Raw genomic sequence first — 22,986 nt, forward strand, 5'->3', positions numbered from 1 at the left:
GAGCGAGGCGAAACCGACAGACCGGCCATGTGGCTGACCCTTCTGGTGATGGCCGTCGCCGTCAGCCTGGAGCCGTTCCGCATCGGCATGGCGGTCCTGATGCTCAACCGACCGCGGCCAATGCTGCAACTGCTCGCGTTCCTCATCGGCGGCTTCGCGATGGGCATCGCCGTCGGCCTTGCCGTCCTCTTCCTGTTCCGGTCGACGTTGCTGGGTTCGCCGCACTTCACCTTGCCCAAGGTGCAGATCGTGATCGGCGCAACCGCCCTGCTGCTGGCGGCCGTGCTGGCCAGCGGCGTGCGGCTGCGCCGCACAGGTGAGCCGGGGAGGGTGTCCTCGCATGCCCGACGTCTGGCAACGGGTGGCTCGTTGTGGGTGGCGGCCGGCGCAGGCCTTGGCCTAGCCCTACCGTCGGTCGACTACCTGGCAGCGCTGGCCGTCATCCTCGCCTCGGGTAGCTCGGCAGCCACGCAGGTTGCGGCCCTGCTGATGTTCAACGTCCTGGCCTTCGCGCTCGTCGAGATCCCGCTGCTGGCCTACCTGGTGGCGCCCGCGCGGACTCGCGTCGCGATGGAGAATCTGGATCGCTGGATTCGGTCGCGTCGACGCCGCGACGTGGCCCTTCTCCTCGGCGTGGTCGGCGTCGTCCTGGTCGTCGCGGGCATGGTCGGTCTGTGACGCGTTTCCCAGCGGGCTCGCAGTGATGCACCGCTTAGCCGACTAAAGTAACGTGGTGACGAAATCCGGCAATTGATCCCGCTTTTCACGTGTCACCGCCAGCGGCCGGACTAGCCAGGAAGAAGTGCATGAGACGTCTACTCGCGGGAGCGATAGCCCTCGGACTCGTCGGCTCGGCGGGTGGACTCGGCACCGGCATCGCAGCCGCCGACCCCGCCAACCCGTGGCTCCCCAGTCCCGCGCCGTCCCCCGTCGGCGAAGCCTCCACCGCGCGGGTGGTCTACGCGCTGGGTGGCGCGCGGCCGCCGGGCATCCCCTGGGTCGACTACACCAACCGGGCTGGCAACCAGTACTTCCCAGGAGCGCAGCGCGACCTCATCGACTACCCCGCGGGCGCCCCGTTCAGCTGGGTGCCGTCGATGCTGCTGCCCGCCGGCTACACGCCCGACCGCGTCTCGATCGGCCACGCGGCCGACGAGGCGACCGCCAGCTTGAACACGGCGATCCGCAACGGCAACCAGCCCGCGGCGGCCGTTGGACTGTCCCAGGGCACGCTCGCACTCGATCAGGAGCAGGTCCGCCTCGCCAACGACCCCAACGCGCCGTCACCGGACAAGCTGCAGTTCACGACGATCGGCGACCCGACCGGCTACCACGCGTTCGGCAAGAGCTTCCTGGCAGGCCTGTTCCCCCCGGGCAGCTACATCCCCTTCATCGACTACACCATGCCGAAGCGGGTGGACAGCCAGTACGACAGCAACCGCGTCGTCGCCACCTACGACGGCCTCGCCGACTTCCCGGACCGGCCGGACAACCTGATCGCAGGCGCCAATGCCTTCGCCGCGTCGGCGATCGTCCACACGCCTGCCGCCTTCACGGGCCCCGGTGACGTGCCGCCGCAGAACATGCGCACCATCGTCAACTCCAGGGGTGCGACCGAGACCACGTACCTGATTCCGGTGAACCACCTCCCGTTGACGCTGCCGCTGCGCTACATCGGCATGTCCCCCGGCTTCGTGGACCAGATCGACAGTGTCTTGCAGCCGATCGTGGACTCCGGTTACTCGCGCTACGACGACCCGGCGAACCGGCCCGTCTCGGTAGATCCGGTGCACGGGATGGATCCGATCGGCATCCTCGATCCGGCGACGCGCGACACCATCGAGGGCACGTTCGCCCAGGTGCGTAGCTTCATGCCGCCGCTGCCCTAGCTTCGCCTCCCCGTTCAGACGGCGGGTGATCGCGACGTCGACGAGAAGTGCGGTCCCACCACGGTTTCGGTGCGAGTTTCGGCGCGCCCCCGCGGGCCAGGCCTGCTAGCTTTCGCTCACCGCGTCGAACACCGTCTTGGGCTCGTCGGGGGTCTCCGATGACGGCTGGAGCCACGGCTTCGACGGCCACCAACTGGCCCTGCCGAGCAGCGCGGCGATCGCGGGCACCGTGATGGTTCGCACCAGGAACGTGTCGACCAGGATGCCGACACCGATGACGAAGCCGCCCTGCACGACGGTGCCGATGCTGGAGAACAACAGACCGAACATCGAGGCGGCGAAGATCAGGCCGGCCGCGGTGATGACGCCGCCCGTCGAACGAACCGTGCGGATCACGCCCGACCGCATGCCGCCAGAGGCCTCCTCCCGCAATCGGGATGCCAGCAGCATGTTGTAGTCGGCACCGACCGCGACCAGCACCACGAACGCCAATCCTGGCACGCTCCAATGCAATTGGTCACCCAGAATGACCTGGAAGAACAGCACGCCGATGCCGACGGCCGACAGGTAGGAGATGATCACCGACCCGACGAGGTACAGCGGCGCGACCACGGCCCGCAGCAACACCATGAGGATCAGCAGCACGACGATCACCGTGATGGTGACGATCAGCTTGATGTCCCGGTCGTAGTAGTCGCGGGTGTCGCGCAGCGTGACCGGGTAGCCGGACATCGAGATCGACGCGTCAGACAGCGTGGTGTTGGGCTGGGCGCCCTTGGCGGTGTCGACGATGGCGTTGACCTGATCCATCGCCTCAGTGCTGAACGGGTTCAGATCGGTCTGTACGAAGTACCGTACGGAGTGCCCGTCCGGTGAGATGAAGAGCTGGGCCATCTTCCTGAAGTCGTTGGTGCCCAACACTTCCGGCGGAATGTTGAAACCCGCCATCGACGGGTCCGACGCGTTCTGACCCATCGCCATCAGGAAGGTCGACGCCTGATCGAGGCCGACGCCCATCCGCTTGGTCTGATCGACGAGCAGGGTCACGCCGTCGGCGATCTGACGACTGGCGCCCGCCAGGTCGTTGGCACCCTTCTGCACCGTGACGATCTGCCCCTGGGCACTCTTCGCATCGACCACGCCCAACTTGCGCAGGGCGCCGGACGCGGTCTCCACCGACCGGCTCAGTCCGTCGATCGTCGTCGAGAGCTTGTCGAGCGGCCCCGTGTTCTGCAACTGCTTGGCAAGCGTGACCAGCCGCTGGAGCGATCCGTCGTCGCGGGCGGCCTGCAGGCGCACGAACTGCCCGCGCGCGGTCACGCACACGGGGTTGACGTTGCAGACGGGGCTGTCGTTCAGGGAGGCGATCACCGGGTCCAGCCAGGCGAAGTCGGCGTTGTACCCCGCGAAGTTCGCCTCCATGATCTGGCCGAGCTGACGAATGCCCGCGATGATCTTGGTGGCATCACCCAGCTGCCCCATCGTCGTGCCGCCGCCGAACTGACTCTGAATGGTCGCCAGAGCGTCGACGAGGCTGCGCACGCTGCCGATCGACTGGTTGATCTGGCCGCGCGCGGTGCCGAGACCCGTGGCGAGCTGGTTGGCGCCCGAAGCCAGCCGGTTGAGGTCGCCGGTGCTGCCGTTGATCAGGTTCGACGCTCCGCCGAGCTGGTTGCCGACCTCGCCTGCCTGGTACGTGGCCCTGGCCTGCTCCAGCGATTCGCCCGTCGGGCGGGTGACGCCACGAACCATCGCGATGCCGGGGAGCTGACTGACGCGCTGCGCCATCTGCTCGAGGTCGGCGAGCGCGCGCGGAGTGCGCAGATCCTGCGGCGACTGAATGAACAGATACTCCGGGATGGTCTGATTCACCGGGAAGTGCCGCTCAAGCGCGGCGTAGCCGATCGAGCTGTCGACGTCGTCGCCCAGCTGCTTGCGGTCGTCGTAGTTGAACTTCACCAGGCCCGCGCAGCTGGCCAGGGCCAGCAGGACCACCAGGCTGGCCACCAGGTGCCTGGCGGGCCTGCGGACGATTCGCACGCCCATCGCACCCCACAGTCTTGCGGTGCGCTCGGCGCGGGGGGCGATCCAACCGCGGGGCCCGGCGAGCGACAGGATCGCGGGCAGCAGCGTCACCGCGGCCAGGAAGGCCACCGCAATGCCGATGGCCAGCGCAACGCCAACCGTCGAGAACACCCCGAGCTTGGCGAAGCCCATGCCGAGGAACGTCACTCCCACCGTCGCGGCGGACGCGGCCACGACCTTGCCGATGGACGTCAGCGCCCGCCGCACGGCTTGGAGCGGATCGTCGCCGAGCCGGATGTAGTCGTGGTAACGACTGACCAGGAACACCGCGTAATCGGTTCCCGCGCCGGCGATCATCGCGCTGAGGAAGATGATCGTCTGATTGGAGATCGCCAGCCCGGTGAACAGCGACACCGCGGCGACCACCCCCTGCGCCGTGAGCAGGGACGCACCGATCGTCACCAGCGGCAGCATCATCGTGACCGGGTTCCGGTAGATGATTGCCAGGATCAGCAGCAGCAGCACCGCGATCGCCAGCTCGATCGGTAGCCGGTCCTGCGCACCGGCGACGGTCAGGTCGGCGACGGTCGCGGCCGGACCCGTCAGGTTCGCGGTGAGGGTCGTGCCGTCGACGGTGTGCTCGACGATGTCGGCGACCCGCGTGTACGCGGCGTAGGACTCCGGTGTGCCGAGTTCCCCCGTCAGGCCCACCGGCAGAATCCAGGCCTTGCCGTCCTGACTCGCCAGCACCTGCTTGAGCTCGGGCGTGCTGAGGAAGTCCTGCAGCATCACGACGTCGCCGTTGTTGCGCCGCAGGTTCTCGACCAACGTGGCGTAGGTCTTCTCGTCGGCAGGCCCGAGTCCGGCATCGTTGGTCAGGAGGACGACGAGCACGTTCTCCGAGCCCGCCTCCCGGAACGTCTCGCTGATCTCCTTCGCCGTTGCCGACGACGGTGCGTCGGCGGGCAGGATCGCGACCGGATTCCGCTCGGACATCACCGTCAGCGACGGGACCGTCAACGGCAGCGCCAATGCGATGACGAGCCAGCATCCGACGACGATCCACGGCCTGCGGGTGATGAAGTCCCCTAGCCGGCCGAAGATGCGCACACCCCCGGGCTCGGTGCGGTCGGCAACCTACGCGACATTGCGCCAGTGCCCGCTCTCCGCCACCCGCTCGAAGACCGACTTCAGCGCAGCCAAGTACTCGGCCACCGACTTCTGAGCCTCGGGGTTGTCCGGGAACATCACCGCCACCGCAGTCTCGTTCTCGACCCGCATCACGTAGATGGACAGCTGGTAGGAGAACCGGCCGTCGCTGAAGATGCCGATGTTCAGATCGGACAGGTCGGCGGTCAGCAGCACCGACAGCGGAGCGGTTCCCGCGTCGAGGAAGTTCACCACCGGGAAGTTGGGCCTTGGCTTGTTCAGTTCGGGCGCCAGCTCCAGAACCCGACCGTAGGGCACCTCGGCGAGACTCATCCCCGAGTCGAACGACACCTGTGCCGCGCGCGCGGCCTCGCCGAACGAGACGCCCGCGATCGGCACGGTGATGGGAATCAGCCCGGTGAACCAGCCCTGCGTCAACGCATCGGTCGGCGTCTTGCGGGTGTCACTCGGCGTGAGGCCGTAATAGGTGTCTGCGCCGGTCAATTCGTGCTCGGCAAGCGCGCCGCACGCCATCACTCCGCCGATGAAGCGGGCGCCCGCGGCCGTACACGCGGACTCGAACCTGGCCGTCTGCTCCGCATCCATGACCGTGACGGTGACGATGTCACCAGGATCGTGCACGTACGGATCACCAAGGGGCAGAGGGAAACTGGGCATACTGCCGTCGTTGCCCTCGGCGAACTGGATCCACGACTTCACCGGCGCGGAGTCTGCGGTGAGAGCGCCGAGCCGGTCGGCCTGCTTGCGGCAGAACTCGTCGTAGCTTCCCGCCTCGGGCAGCGGGACCGGTGGGTGACCACCGACCAGCGCCAGGTACATCATGTGGAACTCGATCAGCGTGGTCCCCACGATCATCGCGTCGACGTGGACGTGGTCGACGCTGAGGAAGAAGGTGAAGTGGTCCTCACCCTGGATGATGCCGAAACGAAAGCAGTCCCACTGCAACGGATCCGGCGTCGCCGCCAGCAACTCGCGCGTCTCGTCGAGCGTCATGGCGCCACGTCGCTTGGCCACGAACTCGATGTCAGCGGGATCTTCGAGGGTGCGCCTGCCGATCGGGCCGTCGCCGTCGTAGGAGAACATGCTGCGGTAGGTGTCATGCCTGCGCAGGTGGGAGTTGATGACGTAGGTCATCGCGCGGACGTCGCACCGGCCTGGCGCATCGCAGCTGACGATCATCAACCGTGAGTAGTCCAGGCCCTCGGCCCGCTGGTCGTAGAACCCGCGGATGTGCTGTGCCTGCATGTAGCTGACCGGCACGTCGCTGCTCGGCGCCTGCGCCGCCGCGGCGAGCGACGCGGGAGACGGCTCCCACGACACGACCGACCCCGTGGTCGGTTCCCAGTCGGCGAGTGTTCCCACCGCCAGAGGCCCTACGCGCAACGTTCTCTCCTTGATTCAATCCCACCGATTCCCTCGGCCCCGGCGGACGTCGACAGCCCTGACATCAGTTCGCTGCTACGGCAGCTTCCTTGGTCTCCAGCTGTTCGCACAGATGCTCGGCCAGTCCCCGCACCGTGGTGATGTGCGTGGGACCGATGCGGACACCCGTCTCGGTTTCGATCCTGGTGCGCAGCTCCAAGTTGCCAAGCGAGTCGAGACCATAATCCGACAGTGGCCGGTCCGGGTCAATGCTGCGCCGCAGCAGCAGGCTGATCTGGTCGGAGACCAGCCGCCGGATCATGCTCGGCCACTCCTCACGGGGCAGCGCGAGGAGCTCGGCGCGGAACTTGCCGGTGTCCGCGTTGCCCTTCCCCATCGACTGGAACGCCTCGGCGAACTTGCTGCGTTGAGCGAAGGACGTCAGCCACGGCGTCCCCATCAGCGGGGCGTAGCCGGTGTAGGTGCGGTGGTAGCTCAGTACCGTCGACAAGGCCCGTGCGCCCTCGGTCGACGTGATCGCGGCACCCGCAACCTCCGCAAAGTCCGTCGCCCGACCGACCTCGCCCCACGCGCCCCACGCGATCGAGGTGGCGGGCAGCCCCTGGGAGCGGCGCCAATGCGAGAACGCGTCGAGCCAACTGTTGGCCGCCGAGTAGGCACCCTGGCCCGGCGACCCCACCAGCGCTGCCGCCGACGAGAACGAGCAGAACCAGTCCAGTGGCTGACCGTCCGTCGCCTCGTGCATGTTCCACGCGCCGTACACCTTCGGCGCCCAGCAACGGTCGATGAGTGCGGGACTGATGTTGGTCAGCGTGGCGTCCTCCACCACGGCGGCGGCGTGCAGCACGCCACGAACGGGCAGCCCGGATGCGGTCGCCGCCGCGACGAGCCGGTCCGCCGTCCCCGGCGCTGCGACGTCGCCAAGCTCGACCTGGACGTCGGCACCCGTGGCCCGGATGCGATCGATCGCCGCCTGCGCGTCGGGATTCGGCGCCGACCGCGAATTGAGCACGATGCGCCCGGCCCCCGCGGCCGCCATCTCGCCGGCGAGGAACAGTCCGAGGCCGCCGACGCCGCCGGTGACGATGTAGGACCCGTCGGACCGGTAGACCGGCGCCTGCTCCGGCGGCAGCACCGCAACGCTGGTGCCTTCACGCGGCACGTCGAGCACGACCTTGCCGGTGTGGCCCGCACCGCCGACGAGGCGCACGGCGGTGGTGGCCTCGCCCATCGGATAGTGCGTCGTGGTGGGCATGGGAAGCGTGCCGTCCGCCGTGCGTTCGTAGACGGTGGTCAGCAGATGCTGCACGACCTCGGGATGGCTGTGCGTCATCAGCGCGAGGTCGACCGCGTACAGCGAGAGATTGCGCCGGAATGGGAAGAGCCCGAGCCGGGTGTCGCCGTAGATGTCGCGCTTGCCGATCTCGACGAACCGCCCGCCGAAGGCGAGCAGCTCCAAGCCTGCCCGCTGCGCCGCACCGGGCAGGGAATTGAGCACGACGTCGACACCGTAACCGCCGGTGTCGTTGCGAATCTGCTCGGCGAACTCGACGCTGCGGGAATCATAGACGTGCTTGATCCCCATGTCCTGCAACAGTTGTCGCCGCTTTGGGCTACCTGCCGTCGCGAAGATCTCGCAGCCGACGGCACGCGCGATCGCGATCGCCGCCTGCCCGACACCGCCGGTACCCGAGTGGATCAGCACCTTGTCGCTCGCCGAGATCCTGGCCAGGTCGTGCAGGCCGTACCAGGCGGTCGCGGATGCGGTGGGCACCGCGGCGGCCTCGGTGAGCGGCACGGCGGCGGGCAGGGTGATGGCCAACCGGGCATCACAGGTGACGTACGTGCTCCAGCAGCCGTTCGGGGACATGCCCCCCACGTGGTCGCCGATGCGATGGCCGGTGACGTCGGGACCGATCGCGGTCACCACGCCTGCGAAGTCGATGCCCAACTGCTGGCGGTACCCCTCGAAGGTCGGATACCTGCCGAAGGCCACCAGGACGTCGGCGAAGTTGATGCTCGACGCGGTCACCGCGACCTCGATCTCGCCAGGGCCAGGGGCGACGCGGTCGAACGCGGCGAACTCGAGCGACTCCACGTCGCCGGGGTTGCGGATCTGCAACCGCATGCCATCCCGGTCGTTCTCGACGACTACCTGGCGACGCTCGGCGGGACGCAGCGGACCGGGACGCAGCCGTGCGGTGTACCACTGGCCGTCGCGCCATGCGGTCTCGTCGTCCTCGACGCCGCTGCGCACCTGAGTCGCCACCTCCGTCGCCTGTTGCGCCACGGAAGCCGTTGCCTCGACGTCGATCTGAGTGGCACCCAGATGCGGATGCTCGGAGTCGATGACCCTCATCAGGCCGCGCAGGCCGCCGAGCTCCAGGTTGGCAGTGTCACCGTCGAGCACGGTCGCCGCGTTGGTGGTCACCACGAAGAGCCGCGGAGCCTCACCCGGCAGCTCGGCCAATTCACTTGCGATTCCCACCAATTGGCCGACGTACCCGCGGCCGAGCTGCGCTTCGGCGATGCCGTCGGTGTCGGTGTCGGGCGCACCCGCGACGACGATCACGCCGGCCAGCCCCTTCAGGCGGTCAGATCCGTTCGCGGCACTCGCGTCGGTGCCGTCGAGGATCCACTTCAACGGCCCAGCGTCGCCTGCGAGCCACGACGCCGTCGCGCACTGTCCACCGTCTGCCGAAAGCGCTTGGGCCAGTTCGCCCGTCAGCGCATTGGCCGAGTCAGACAGGCCGAGTAGCAGCCAGGAGCCCGGATCGCTCGCGCCGTCGGGCAGGTCGCGCTGCTCCCACTCGATGGTCAGCAATCGTTCGTTCATCAAACGGTCGGCGTGCTCGGCGTGCGAGCCGCCGCCTGCGAGTCGCAGCCCCTCGACGGACAACAGCACGTTGCCGAACTGATCGAGCACGTCGAGATCGGCCTCGCACTCACCCACCCGCGACTCCGTCACGCGGGTCAGGCAGTAATGCGCGTTGCGGGTCGGCTGATAGCAACGCAGTCTGCGCACTCCGACCGGCAGCAGGAGACCACCGCCGCCCGCCTTCTGCACCTCGGGGTGCACGACGACCGACTGGAAGCAGGCGTCGAGTAGGGCCGGATGCGTGGCGTAGGCCGACTGCTGCGAGCGGATCAGGCCGGGCAGCGCCACCTCGGCCAGCACGCTGGTGACGTCGCCTTCGGCGGTGTGCACCGCGGTCAGGCCCGAGAACGCGGGACCGTACTGAATGCCGACGCTGTCGAACGCCTTGCGAAGTTCGGCGCCGTCGAGGCTGGTCGGGTGGTCGGCCACCAACTTCGCCACGTCGTACGCCGGCGGGAGCACGCCGGTGTGGTCCTGGTCGAGGTCGTGCAGTACCGCACTGGCCCGACGAATGCGTTCCCCGTCGACGTGTGTCTCCACGGCGAAGTCCAGCACTCCGGGCGCCACCACCGAAGCGTCGGCGGACACCATGGTCTCGTCGTCGAGAAGCAGGGTCTGCTCGAAGCGGACGGCGCGGACCTCGGATGCCTCGCCGAGGGTGGTCAGCGCCGCCGTCAGTGCCATCTCGCAATACGCGGCGCCGGGAAGTGCTGCGACGCTGTGGATCTGGTGGTCGGCGAGCCACGGGTGCACCAGGGTGCCGACTTCGGCCTGCCAGACGTGGCGCTCGGGCTCCTCGAAGAGGTGCACGTGCGCGCCGAGCAGCGGATGCACGGCCTGGACGGAGGCACCGTGCTGCTGGTCCTGGTCGTCTCGACTGAGCATCAACTCGCGGTGCGTCCAGGTGGGCAGCGGCGCGTCGACGAGGTGACCGTCGGGATACGTCACCGAGAAGTCCACGGCCGCACCCGCGGCGAAGACGTCGGCGACGAAACCGCGCAGCCCGATCGGCAATTCCTGCTCGCGGCGCATCGCGGCCAGTGCGGCGATCGGCATGTCGAGGCTGCCCGCGTTCTGCTGCACGGCGTGCGTCAGCAGCGGGTGCGGCGACATCTCAGCGAAGACGCGGAAGCCGTCGTTCAGCGCCGCTTGGACGGCCGCGCCGAATCGCACGGTGAAGCGGAGGTTGTCGGCCCAGTAATCGGCGTCCCACGTGGGTCGGTCGCGTGGATCCCACAGTGTCGCCGAGTAATACGGGATCTCCGGCTTGCGGGGCTCGAGCTCGGCGAGCAGGTCGATCAGGTCGTCGAGGATGGGGTCGACCTGGGGCGAATGCGATGCCACGTCGACGGCCACCTCGCGGGCCATCACGTCCTTGGCCTCCCAGGCGGCCACCAGGTCGCGGACCGTCTGCGTGTTGCCGCCGATCACGGTCGACGTCGGCGAGGCGACCACGGAGATCACGACGTCACTGATGCCCCGAATGGAGAGCTCTGAAAGCACTTGCTGTGCAGGCAGTTCCACCGAGGCCATGGCACCGGTACCGGAGACCCGCTTCATCAACGTGGAACGACGGCAGATGACGCGCAACCCGTCTTCGAGCGACAGCGCACCAGCGACGACGGCGGCGGCCGCCTCTCCGAGGGAGTGCCCGATGACGGCGCCGGGAACCACACCGTAGGACTTCATGGTCTCGGCCAACGCCACCTGCATCGCGAAGATGGTCGGCTGCACGCGGTCGATGCCGGTCACGGTCTGCGGCGCGGTGATGACCTCGGTGACGGAGAAGCCGGACTCGCTGGCGATGATCGGCTCGATGGCGGCGATCGTCGCCGCGAACACCGGCTCGCTGGCGAGCAGTTGGGCACCCATCCTCGGCCATTGCGACCCCTGACCGGAGAACACCCACACCGGCCCACGGTCGTCCTGGCCGACCGCAGCCTCCAGCGGCACGTCGGAGTCGGCGACCTGCCGCAGCGCAGCACTCAGCTCGGCATGGGTGCCTGCGGCGACGGCGGTGCGGACCGGCCGGTGCGCACGCCGACGCGCCAGCGTGTAGCCCAGGTCGGCGAGTGGCGTCTTGTCGTCGGCGCCGGCGTCCACCCAGTCGGCGAGTCGGCCCGCGGTGACGCGAAGCTGCTCGGCGGACGTCGCGGACACCGGAAACAGCAGCGGACCCACCGGGGCCTCAATGTCGGCCTGCGGGGCGGGCGCCTTCTTGGGGGCCTGCTCGAGGACGGCGTGCACGTTGGTGCCCGACATTCCGTACGACGAGACCGCGGCCCGGCGCGGCCGGTCGCCGTTGTGTGGCCACGGCGTGCGCTCGGTCGGCACGAAGAGCCCCGTCTCAATCGAGGCCATCTCGTCGGGTAGTTGGTTGAAGTGCAGGTTCTGCGGGACGACGCCGTGCTGCAGCGCGAGGATCGCCTTCATCATGCCCAGTGAGCCGGACGTGGACTGCAGATGCCCGAAGTTGGTCTTCACCGAGCCAAGCACGGTGGGGCCGTCGGTGCCGTAGACCGCCGCGAGGCTGGCGTACTCGATGGGGTCACCGACGGGCGTTCCGGTGCCGTGGGCCTCGACGAACCCGACGGTCACCGGGTCGACGCCGCCCGCAGCCAGCGCGGCTTGGTAGCACGCGACCTGCGCGTCCTCCGACGGGGTCGCGATGTTGGGCGTGCGACCGTCCTGGTTGGCCGCGGTGCCCTGGACCACGGCGAGGATCCGGTCGCCGTCCCGTTCGGCGTCGGGCAGCCGCTTGAGTAGCAGCACGACGCATCCCTCGCCGGAGACGAACCCGTCGGCATCGACGTCGAACGTGTGGCATCGGCCGCTGGGCGACAGCATCCCCTGCAGCGACCCGGCAATCGACTTGCGCGGTTCGAGTGCGACCGCGACGCCGCTGGCGACGGCGAGGTCGCTCTCGCCGTCGTGAAGGCTGCGGCAGGCCAGGTGCACTGCCATCAGCCCGGAGGAGCACGCCGTGTCGACCGTGAGCGCCGGTCCCTGCAGGCCGAGGGCGTACGAGACGCGACCGGAGGCGAAGCTGTTGCTGGTGCCGCTGAACCCGTACGGCCCCTCTGCCGCACCGATGTCGGCGGACAGCAGTTCGTAGTCGCCGTGGGTCAGGCCGACGAACACGCCGGTCTGCGTCTTGGCCAGCGACGACGGGTCGATGCCCGCGTGCTCGAACGCATCCCAGGAGGCTTCCAGCAGCAGCCGGTGCTGTGGATCGACGGCCGTCGCCTCGCGCTCGGTCATGCCGAAGAAGTCGCAGTCGAAGCCGCCGACGTCGTCGAGGAAGGCTCCCCATCGGGTGATCGAGCGGCCCGGTACGCCGGGTTCCGGGTCGTAGTAGACGTCCGCGTCCCAGCGGTCGGCGGGGATCTCGCCCACCAGGTCGTCGCCTCGCAGCAGCGCCTCCCACAGACCTTGGGGAGAGTCGATCCCTCCGGGGAGCCTGCAGGACATGCCGATCACGGCGATGGGCGTGGCAGTCGCTTCGCGCAAGTGCGTTCTCCCTGTTCTCGCCCGATTGTCTGGGCAGCTCAGTTGCCAGTGCGAATGCCGCAAAGCCCTCGCGGTGGCGCGCCCGAAGATGCCGCGCTGCATCAGGGCTCAGGATTCGTCAACGTCAGCGGTAGCTTAGCGACTCGAGCTGCGGTGGGCTCGTTCACGTCGGCGCAGGCCCGGTGGACTGCGAAAACCGTGGTGCGCATGGGGTTTGCGTGCGCCGCGGGATCGCGCGGCGGCGGTGGCGCCGCGAGCACCGCGGCGGGAGCGATAGCTCGACTAGATAGCTGGCAAAGCGTGCGCCAGCAACCACGCGATCAGTAGTCGGCCCAGCGAGTCGCCTCCACGGCGGCGGGCCCGGGAGTATGCAGCGGGACGTCGAGCCCGTCGTAGAGGCCCGGCTTCTGCGTGGCGAGCCATTCGATGGCACCGAGCAGGCGGTTGGCTGCGGTGGTGTTGCCACCATCGGCGCGAGTGCCGCCCACTACGTCGGCTCGGCTGACGATGGTCAGTTGCGGATCGCCGTCGACGATCACGCGGTGATCACCGACGCCCTCGTCGGGCTGTGGCCACTGCGGCGCGCACGCCGGGTCGATGCGGGTGATGTGGTCGACGACGATGCGTTCCCTGCCGTCGGCCCATCCGATGACCTTGAGCCAGAACGCGCCCTGGGTGCCCTTCTCGAAGCGACCCATCACGTTGTCCACCGACTCCTCGAGCGGCAGCCGTTCGACCACTTCGGTGATCTCGTCGATCTGCAGACCGAGGCCGCGGCCGATCAGGCGAATGTTGCCGCCCCAGACCATCGTTGGGATCGACGGAAGCAGCATCATCGGCACCTCGTCCATCGGCCCGCCGAAGCCGCAGCTCACACGGACGGCTTGGGGCTGGTCATAGGTCGAGTAGTCGAAGATCTCCTGGCAGTGGATGGTCTTGATGCGCGTGCACAGTCCTGCGGCCATCACCGCCAGCGCGTCATTGGCCCAGCCGGGATCGACGCCACTGACCAGCAGCGTGGCGCCACCCTCCTCGGCGGCCGCGGTCAGCCGGTCGATCCAGGCCTTGGGTGCGGATCTGGGGTCGTACAGCGAGTACAGCGACGGCGTGACGACGTGCGCCCCGGCGCGCAGACACCGCTCGATGTCGTCGACCGCATCGTCGGGCCGGATGTCGCCGGATGCCATGTAGGCGACGGCGTCACATCCAGCCAATGCCGCGGTGACGTCCGTGGTGGCGGTGACTCCGGTGTCGGCGTCCAGGCCAGCGAACGTCGCGGCATCCCGGCCCGCCTTGTCCTCCGAGGAGGTGATGACGCCGACCAATTCGAGGCCGGGAAACGCGACCGTCGACCGGATCGCCGTCGACCCCATGTTGCCCGTTCCCCATACCACGACTCGCCTCATCCGAGTGACCCTAGTTGGCGTGCTGGACGTTCTAGTGGTCGACATCACACGGTGAGGAAAACCCAGGTCAGCGGGTATCAACCAGTCGGTTGGCCGCCCCAATCAACCGCCGGGTTGGTTAGCCAGCACAAATTAGCTCGACAGCGCTTTGCGATCAAGTTACCCAACGGTATAGTCGTTGGCAGTTACTGGTGGGTAACTTAACCCTAGTACCCAACCGCAGACGGCATTCTCATCGAGGAGACATCGTGAGCCACTACAAGAGCAACGTCCGTGACCAGGTATTCAACCTCTTCGAGGTGTTGGGCGTCGACAAGGCCTTCGGCGAAGGCGACTACACCGACCTGGACGCCGATACCGCCCGCGAGATGCTCGAAGAGATGGCCCGTCTGGCCGAGGGGCCCGTCGCCGAATCGTTCGCCGACTCGGACCGCAACCCCCCCACGTACGATCCCGAGACCTACACCGTCACGCTGCCAGAGGGGTTCAAGAAGTCCCTGCGGGCCGTCATCGAGGGCGGCTGGGACCGCGTCGGACTCGACGACGCCCTCGGCGGCACCCCCGCCCCCAAGGCACTCATGTGGGCACTCAACGAACACGTCCTCGGCGCGAACCCCGCCGTGTGGATGTATGGCGGCGGCGCGGGCTTCGCCAACATCTTCTACGACCAGGCCACCGAGGAGCAGAAGAAGTGGGCCATCCTCGCTGCCGAGCGCGGCTGGGGCTCCACCATGGTTCTCACCGAGCCCGACGCGGGCTCCGACGTCGGCGCGGGCCGCACCAAGGCCGTCCGGCAGGAGGACGGCTCCTGGCACATCGAGGGCGTGAAGCGCTTCATCACCTCCGGTGACTCGGGCGACGCCTTCGAGAACATCTTCCACCTCGTGCTGGCCCGCCCGGAGGGCGCAGGCCCCGGCACGAAGGGTCTCTCGCTGTTCTTCGTACCCAAGTTCTTGTTCGACTTCGAGACCGGCGAGCCCGGCGAGCGCAACGGCGTCTACGTCACCAACGTCGAGCACAAGATGGGCCTCAAGGTCTCCGCGACCTGCGAGCTGTCCCTCGGCCAGCACGGCGTCCCCGCCAAGGGATGGCTCGTCGGCGAGGTGCACAACGGCATCGCGCAGATGTTCGATGTCATCGAGCAGGCGCGAATGATGGTGGGCACCAAGGCCATCGCCACGCTGTCAACCGGCTACCTCAACGCGCTCGAGTACGCGAAGACCCGCGTGCAGGGTGCCGACCTGACCCAGATGACCGACAAGGCCGCCCCGCGCGTCACCATCACGCATCACCCGGACGTCCGCCGCTCGCTGATGACCCAGAAGGCGTACGCCGAGGCGCTGCGCGCGCTGTATCTCTACACCGCCACGTTCCAGGATGCGGCGGTCGCCAAGGCCGTCCACGGCGTCGACGCCGACCTGGCCGTCAAGGTGAACGATCTGCTGCTGCCGGTCGTCAAGGGCGTCGGCTCCGAGCAGGCGTACGCCAAGCTCACCGAGAGCCTGCAGACCTTCGGTGGTTCCGGCTTCCTGCAGGACTACCCGATCGAGCAGTACATCCGCGACGCCAAGATCGACTCGCTCTACGAGGGCACCACCGCCATCCAGGCCCAGGACTTCTTCTTCCGGAAGATCGTCCGCGACAAGGGCGTTGCGCTGGGGTACGTGGCGAACGAGATCGAGCAGTTCGTCAAGAGCGAGGCGGGCAACGGTCGGCTCAAGGCCGAGCGCGAGATCCTGGCGACGGCGCTGGCCGACGTCCAGGGCATGGCCGCCACCCTCACCGGCTACCTGATGTCGGCTCAGGAGGATCCCAAGAACATCTACAAGGTGGGCCTTGGCTCCGTGCGCTTCCTGATGAGCGTCGGCGACCTGGTGCTCGGTTGGCTGCTGCAGAAGCAGGCCGCCGTCGCCATCGCCGCACTCGACGAGGGTGCCACCGGTGCCGACAAGTCCTTCTACGAGGGCAAGGTCGCCGTGGCGTCGTTCTTCTCGAAGACCTTCCTGCCGCTGCTCACCAGCACGCGTCTGACCATCGACACGATCGACAACGACCTGATGGAGCTCGACGAAGCCGCCTTCTAGGATTCCTAGTGCGTTGAGTGGCCCGTTATCACACGCCAATTGGCGTTTTGCGTGTGATAACTGGCCACTCGGCAACAGGAACCGCACAGGATCCGTTGCCACGATGTAACGGTGAACCTCATGGCCGCCGACGCACCCGCGACCTATCACCGGGGATTGTCGTTGCTGCAGGGGTGGCTACCCATCACCGTGCAGATCGTCGCCGCCGTCGTTCTGGTCGCGGCGGTCGGTTGGCGCACCCGGCGCTGGCGGCTGATGTGGCTCCCCACCGCGATGCTCTTCGGCGCGGCGGTCGCGGCGTGGGCGCACTGGTACGTCGAATCCCAGGGCATGGCAGGCGATCCCGCCCCAGACGCGCTCTGGGCGTGGACCGGGCTGACGGGGTTCGCCGTCGGTGTGGCCGTGCTGGGGTGGCGCGGGATCCGGTGGCGCCGAGCGGCCGCCATCGCCGCGGTCCCGCTGTGCCTGCTGAGCACGGCGCTGGCCCTCAACACCTGGGTTGGCTACTTCCCCACCGTGCAGCTCGCCTGGAATCAGCTCACCGCGGGGCCCCTGCCCGATGAGACGGACCCCGACACCGTCGCCGCCATGCAGCGGGCCGGCACCGTGCCTTCGCACGGCAGCGTGATCAGCGTCGACATCCCTTCGACCGCTTCGGGTTTCAAGCACCGCACCGAGCTCGTGTACCTGCCGCCGCGATGGTTCGCCAGCAACCCGCCACCCAGGTTGCCGGTGGTGATGATGATCGGTGGTGAATTCAACACGCCCGCCGATTGGCTGCGCACCGGTAACGCGGCCGCGATCATCGACGACTTCGCGGCGGCCCACGGCGGCAATGCCCCCGTGTTCGTCTTCGTCGACGCAGGCGGGTCGTTCAACAACGACACCGAATGCGTGAACGGCGTGCGCGGCAACGCCGCGGACCATCTGACCAAGGACGTGGTGCCGTACGTCGACACGACCTTCGGCACCAGCACCGCCAGCGCCGACTGGGGCATCGTCGGCTGGTCGATGGGCGGCACCTGCGCCGTCGACCTGACCGTGATGCACCCGGAGTTGTTCGGCAGCTTCGTCGACATCGCGGGCGACATGGGCCCCAACGCCGGTACCCACGATCAGACCGTCGACCGGCTGTTCGGCGGTGACACCACCGCATGGGCGGCTTTCGACCCGACCACGGTCATCTCCAAACACGGTCCCTATCAAGGGGTTTCCGGGTGGTTCGCCATCTCGACGGACGCTCCGACCCAGCACAGGAACGCCGGGGGTGACGGAGCCATCGGACTCGGCGGCCGCGACGCGGCGGGCAATCCTGGCGACCAGACTCAGGCCGCCAATGCGCTGTGCGGCCTCGGTCGCGCCAACGGCATCACGTGCTCGGTGGTCCCCACGACGGGTCGGCACGACTGGCCGCTCGCGACGCAGGTCTTCACCGCCGCGCTGCCTTGGCTGGCGGGGGCGGTGCACACCCCCGACGTACCTGCGACGCCGCTGCCCTTCGCCGCTGCGCCGTTGAGCCCTGCCTAGGCTCGCGACTGAATCCCCGTGCTCGCGAGGCGATTCCGTCGGCTGGGGAGCCAGCTTGCGGAGCACGGCTCGCGTCCGGGCCCGGCCCTCCGGGCTGGGTCGAACGTCGCGGCGACGTATTCGTCGACGCCTGCGGCCTCACTCCGTCGAAGCACGGTGAGGACGGCCGACCCGGCAAAGGGTGTTCAATGCCCACATGACGACCGAAGCCGCCCGCCTCCAGAACTTCGGACCCAACTGGTTCGCCTCGGTGATGGGCACCGGCATCGTCGCGACGGCGGGCGCCACGCTGCCGGTCCAGGTCCCCGGCCTGCACGTGTTCTGCCGCGTCGTGTGGGTCGCCGCGGCCCTGCTGCTGGTGGCCCTGGTGATCGCCGTGAGCATCCAGTGGTTGCGGCACCCGACGGTCGCCCGCAGTCACTCCCGCAACCCGCAGATGGCCCACTTCTACGGCGCAGCGCCGATGGCCCTGCTGACGATCGGGTCGGGCGCCTTGCTGATCGGCAAGGACCTCATCGGCGAACGCATTGCGGTCGACCTGGCCTGGGCGCTGTGGACCGCGGGCACCGTCGGGGGCCTGTTCACCGCCGCGACCATCCCCTTCCTGATGTTCACCCAGCTGAACGTGGAGCCCGACGCGGCGTTCGGCGGTTGGCTGATGCCGGTGGTGCCGCCGATGGTGTCGGCGGCCTCGGGAGCGCTTCTCATTCCTCACATGGCGCCGGGCACCGGGCGCACGACGATGCTGTACGGCTGCTATGCGATGTTCGGCCTCTCGCTGATCGCTGCGCTGATCATCATCAGCATGATCTGGAGCAGGCTCGCGCTGTACGGCACGTCGGGCACCGCGCGCGTGCCAACGCTCTGGATCGTCCTCGGCCCGCTCGGGCAGGGCATGACGGCCGCCGGGCTGCTCGGCGCTGCGGCGCACCTGGCCGTGCCTGCCGAACTGGCAGGCGCCATGAACGTCTTCGCCGTGCTCTTCGGCGTGCCGGTGTGGGGATTCGCGGTGCTGTGGATCGCGTTGGCGACCCAGCTGACGGTGCGCACGCTGCGGCGCGGAATGCCGTTCGCGCTGACGTGGTGGAGCCTGACGTTCCCCGTCGGGACCTTCGTCACGGGGACCACGCAACTGGCCAAGCACACGGAACTGCCGGCGTTCGCCGTGGCCGCCGTGATCGCGTACGTCGGATTGCTGTGTACCTGGGGCCTTGTCGCGGTGCGGACGGCGCGCGGCAGCGTTGGCGGAAGTTTGTTCGTTCCGCCGCCTGCGGCCGGTCCGATCAGAGCCCGCAAGGACGGGGACGGCCGGGAGCCGCAGGGGGCCTGAAACGAAGGAGCCCCGTGTTGCCGTCGGGTCGGGGGGTCAGACGGCAACACGGAGCTACCCGAACTATCGACGCCGCGGCGCCGGGCGTTACAGCCCACGCGACGAAGTCTTCGTCACGCCTCCAGGATCGCCGTGACGCCCTGCCCACCAGCGGCGCAGATCGAGATGAGACCGCGAACGGGCTGTCCGGTCTGAGCCTTCTTCTCCGCCAGCTGCTTGGCCAGCTGCGCGACGATGCGGCCGCCGGTCGCGGCGAACGGGTGTCCGGCGGCCAGAGACGAGCCGTTGACGTTCAGCTTCGCGCGGTCGATGGAGCCGAGTGGTGCGTCGAGTCCGAGGCGTTCCTTGCAGTATTCGTCGGATTCCCACGCCGCCAGCGTCGCTAGCACCACCGAGGCGAATGCTTCGTGGATCTCGTAGAGGTCGAAGTCCTGCAGCGTGAGGCCGTTGCGGGCCAGCAGTCGCGGCACCGCGTACGTGGGTGCCATCAGCAGGCCGTCGGGGCCGTTGACGTAGTCGACCGCAGCGGTCTCGCCGTCGACGAAGTAGGCCAGCACGGGCAGGTTGCGTTCGGCGGCCCACTCATCGGTGGACAGCAGCGCGACCGAGGCGCCGTCGGTGAGCGGCGTCGAGTTGCCCGCCGTCATGGTCGCGTCGCCGTTCTTCACGCCGAACACCGGCTTGAGCTTGGCTAGCTTCTCGGCCGACGAATCGGCCCGCAGGTTGTTGTCGCGGTACAGACCGAGGAACGGGCTGACGAGGTCGTCGAAGAAGCCGCGGTCGTATGCCGCCGCCATGTTCTGGTGGCTGGCCGCGGCCAGCTCGTCCTGGTCGACGCGCTTGATGCCCATCTGCTTGGCGGTGATCGCAGCGTGCTCGCCCATCGACATGCCCGTGCGGGGTTCGCCGTTGGTCGGGATCTCCACGCCGAGGGACGCGGGCAGCTTGCCGACGAGCTTGAGCCTGGCGACGTTGCTCTTTGCCCTGCGCAGGCCGAGTAGCACGTGACGGAAGTCGTCGCCGAACGCGATCGGGGCGTCCGAGGTGGTGTCGACGCCGCCTGCGGCGCCGGAGTCGTACTGCCCGAGCGCGATGCCATTGGCGACGGCGATGGCGGACTGCAGCCCGGTGCCACACGCCTGCTGCAGGTCGTAGGCGGGGGTGTGGGCGTCGAGGGAGGTGCCGAGCACGCATTCGCGGATCAGGTTGAAGTCACGGCTGTGCTTGAGCACCGCGCCGCCGACCACGGCGCCGAGTCGTTCACCCTTGAGGTTGAACCGGTCGATCAAGCCACCCAGCGCAGCTGTGAACATGTCCTGGTTCGAGGCGTTGGCGTAGGCGCCGTCGGAGCGTGCGAAGGGGATTCTGTTGCCGCCGAGGATGGCTACTCGGCGGGCGGTCTTTTCAGCCACTGTTACCTCTCGTCATGGACGTCAGTGTCGAGGGTCATACTACCCACCGTTCTTACTCCGGAGTAAGTTCGTGACCGATACGACAGTCCGTGACGATACGACTGACGGGGGTACACCCTCGACCGTAGGACGTACCCGTTTTCTACCCCTTTTCCCGTAGAGAGGCAGCGCAGTGGCTACCGACCTGTTCTCACAAGTGGTCAATTCCGGACCGGGCTCGTTCCTGGCCAAGCAACTCGGCGTACCGCAGCCAGAGGCCCTGCGCCGGTACGAGGCGGGCCAACCCGCGCTGTCGGGCTCCCTGCTGATCGGTGGTGAGGGCCGCGTCGCCGAACCGCTGCGCGCGGCGCTGGCCGAGGACTACGACCTCGTCGGCGACAATCTGGGCGGACGTTGGGCCGACTCCTTCGGCGGGCTGGTCTTCGACGCCACCGGCATCACCACACCGGAAGGGCTCAAGGGGCTCCGCGAGTTCTTCACCCCGTTGCTGCGCAACATCGGCCATTCGGGTCGACTCGTCGTCGTCGGCACCACGCCGGACCAGACCGCCGACGTCGACGAGCACATCGCGCAGCGCGCGCTCGAGGGCTTCACCCGCTCACTCGGCAAGGAACTTCAGCACGGCGCGACGATCGGTCTTGTCTATCTAGCCGCGGACGCCAAGCCCGCCGCCACCGGGCTCGAGTCCACGGTGCGCTTCCTGCTGTCCGGCAAGTCGGCGTACGTCGACGCCCAAGTGTTCTACGTCGACGGCAAGGATTCGGTGCCGCCGGCCGACTGGGACAAGCCACTCGACGGCAAGGTGGCACTGGTGACCGGCGCCGCCCGCGGCATCGGCGCCGAGATCGCCAGGGTCTTCGCACGGGACGGCGCCAAGGTCGTGGCCATCGACGTGGAAAGCTCGGCTCAGGCGCTGGCCGAGACCGCCACGAAGGTCGGCGGCACCGCACTGACGTTGGACGTCACCGCCGCCGACGCGGTCGACCGCATCACCGAACACCTGCGCGAGCACTACGCGGATCATTCGGGCGGCAAGGCTCACATCCTCGTCAACAATGCGGGCATCACCCGCGACAAGCTGCTCGCCAACATGGACGCTGGTCGATGGGACTCGGTCGTCGCCGTGAATCTTCTTGCCCCGCAACGTCTTGCGCAGGGTCTGGTGGACAACGGCACCATTGGCGAAGGCGGCCGCATCGTCGGACTGTCCTCGATGGCGGGGATCGCGGGCAACCGCGGCCAGACCAACTACGCGGCCACCAAGGCGGGCATGATCGGCATGACGCAAGCGCTCGCGCCGGTGTTCGGCGCGAAGGGCATCACCATCAACGCCGTCGCACCCGGCTTCATCGAGACCAAGATGACCGAGGCGATTCCGCTGGCCACCCGCGAGGTGGGCCGCAGACTCAACTCGCTGTTCCAGGGCGGCCTGCCGGTCGACGTCGCCGAGGCCATTGCCTACTTCGCCAGTCCCGCATCGAATGCCGTGACGGGCAACACCATTCGGGTGTGCGGCCAGGCCATGCTGGGGGCGTGAGCATGAATCAGCCCAGCGGTCTGAAGAACATGGTGCTGGCCGCAGCAGGTGCGTTGCCGCTCGTATCCCGCGGCGATCGCCTGCCGGACCGGACGGTCCACGTCGAGAACCTGGCAATCGATCCCGCCAACGTCGCCGACTACGCCGCCGTCACCGGGTTGCGCTTCGGCGACACGGTTCCCCTGACGTATCCGTTCGCCCTGACGTTCCCCTCGATGATGTCGTTGGTCAGCGGGTTCGACTTCCCGTTCGCCGCAATGGGTTCGGTGCACGTCGAGAACCACGTCACCCAGTACCAGCCGATCTCCGTCACCGACGTCGTGAGCGTCGACGTGCACGCCGAGAACTTGCGCGAGCACCGCAAGGGACTGTTGGTCGACCTGGTCACCGACGTCTCGGTAGGCAACGACACCGCATGGCACCAGGTCACCACGTTCCTGCACCAGCAGCGCACCAGCCTGTCCGAGCAGCCCAAGGCCGAACAGAAGAAGCAGCCGAAGTTACCGCCCCCGAACGCGATTCTGCGCATCACACCGGGCCAGATTCGGCACTACGCCTCGGTGGGCGGGGACCAGAACCCCATTCACACCACTTCACTCGGCGCCAAGCTGTTCGGCTTCCCCACCTCCATCGCGCATGGCATGTTCACTGCCGCGGCGGTGCTGGCCAACATCGAAGGTCAGCTTCCCCATGCCGTCAAGTACTCGGTGCGCTTCGGCAAGCCGGTGCTGCTGCCCGCACGGGCCGGCCTGTACGTGAATCGCATTCCCAACGGCTGGGACCTGTCGCTGCGCCACCTGTCCAAGGGCTACCCGCACCTCACGGGCACGGTCAC

General features: G+C 68.1%; 12 protein-coding genes. 7 read left to right on the forward strand and 5 right to left on the reverse strand.

From position 1 onward, the window contains the following. Positions 1-27: 27 nt before the first annotated feature. Both ABW137_RS31295 and ABW137_RS31300 read left to right on the forward strand, forming a co-directional pair. A complete protein-coding gene (locus ABW137_RS31295; RefSeq protein WP_526406046.1) occupies positions 28-678 on the forward strand; it encodes a GAP family protein in 651 nt (216 codons plus the stop codon). 128 nt (positions 679-806) lie between these two features. Then, the gene (locus ABW137_RS31300) at positions 807-1,889 is read left to right on the forward strand and encodes a PE-PPE domain-containing protein (RefSeq protein ID WP_526406048.1); all 1,083 of its coding nucleotides are present in this window, start codon (positions 807-809) and stop codon (positions 1,887-1,889) included. A 105-nt stretch (positions 1,890-1,994) separates the two neighbouring features. On the opposite strand, the gene ABW137_RS31305 is transcribed toward ABW137_RS31300, so the two are convergent. The 4 genes from ABW137_RS31305 to ABW137_RS31320 all read right to left on the reverse strand — a co-directional run bounded on the left by ABW137_RS31305 (position 1,995) and on the right by ABW137_RS31320 (position 14,261). After that, entirely contained in the window at positions 1,995-5,024 is a 3,030-nt protein-coding gene (locus tag ABW137_RS31305; protein ID WP_526406050.1) for an MMPL/RND family transporter, read from the reverse strand. A 27-nt stretch (positions 5,025-5,051) separates the two neighbouring features. Beyond that, positions 5,052-6,467: a condensation domain-containing protein gene (locus ABW137_RS31310; protein ID WP_526406052.1), complete on the reverse strand. Its 1,416-nt coding sequence runs from the start codon at positions 6,465-6,467 to the stop codon at positions 5,052-5,054. 64 nt (positions 6,468-6,531) lie between these two features. Beyond that, on the reverse strand, positions 6,532-12,855 hold the full coding sequence (gene pks2 / locus ABW137_RS31315; RefSeq protein WP_526406054.1) for a sulfolipid-1 biosynthesis phthioceranic/hydroxyphthioceranic acid synthase: 6,324 nt from the start codon (positions 12,853-12,855) through the stop codon (positions 6,532-6,534). A 320-nt stretch (positions 12,856-13,175) separates the two neighbouring features. After that, positions 13,176-14,261, reverse strand: coding sequence for an NAD(P)H-dependent amine dehydrogenase family protein (locus tag ABW137_RS31320; protein ID WP_526406055.1), 1,086 nt, complete (start codon positions 14,259-14,261; stop codon positions 13,176-13,178). 248 nt (positions 14,262-14,509) lie between these two features. On the opposite strand from ABW137_RS31320, the gene ABW137_RS31325 reads away from it, so the two are divergent. The 3 genes from ABW137_RS31325 to ABW137_RS31335 all read left to right on the forward strand — a co-directional run bounded on the left by ABW137_RS31325 (position 14,510) and on the right by ABW137_RS31335 (position 19,202). Next, positions 14,510-16,345 carry an acyl-CoA dehydrogenase C-terminal domain-containing protein gene (locus ABW137_RS31325; protein ID WP_526406057.1) on the forward strand — a complete coding sequence of 612 codons (1,836 nt, stop codon included), beginning with the start codon at positions 14,510-14,512 and terminating at the stop codon, positions 16,343-16,345. A 588-nt stretch (positions 16,346-16,933) separates the two neighbouring features. Further along, positions 16,934-17,872: an alpha/beta hydrolase gene (locus tag ABW137_RS31330; protein WP_526406064.1), complete on the forward strand. Its 939-nt coding sequence runs from the start codon at positions 16,934-16,936 to the stop codon at positions 17,870-17,872. Positions 17,873-18,068: 196 nt separating this feature from the next. Next, positions 18,069-19,202, forward strand: a complete 1,134-nt coding sequence (locus ABW137_RS31335; protein WP_526406059.1) for a TDT family transporter — start codon at positions 18,069-18,071, stop codon at positions 19,200-19,202. Between the two features lie 113 nt (positions 19,203-19,315). Here ABW137_RS31335 and ABW137_RS31340 read toward each other — a convergent pair whose 3' ends face one another. Further along, entirely contained in the window at positions 19,316-20,614 is a 1,299-nt protein-coding gene (locus tag ABW137_RS31340; protein WP_526406061.1) for an acetyl-CoA C-acetyltransferase, read from the reverse strand. 172 nt (positions 20,615-20,786) lie between these two features. Between ABW137_RS31340 and ABW137_RS31345 the strand changes: the two genes are divergently transcribed. Beyond that, a complete protein-coding gene (locus ABW137_RS31345; protein ID WP_526406062.1) occupies positions 20,787-22,151 on the forward strand; it encodes a 3-oxoacyl-ACP reductase in 1,365 nt (454 codons plus the stop codon). Between the two features lie 2 nt (positions 22,152-22,153). Next, positions 22,154-22,986 (forward strand): MaoC/PaaZ C-terminal domain-containing protein (locus ABW137_RS31350; RefSeq protein WP_526406066.1); only part of this gene is annotated, 833 nt, incomplete at its 3' end.

It is taken from the genome of Mycobacterium sp. (assembly GCF_040509115.1).
Lineage (GTDB): Bacteria > Actinomycetota > Actinomycetes > Mycobacteriales > Mycobacteriaceae > Mycobacterium.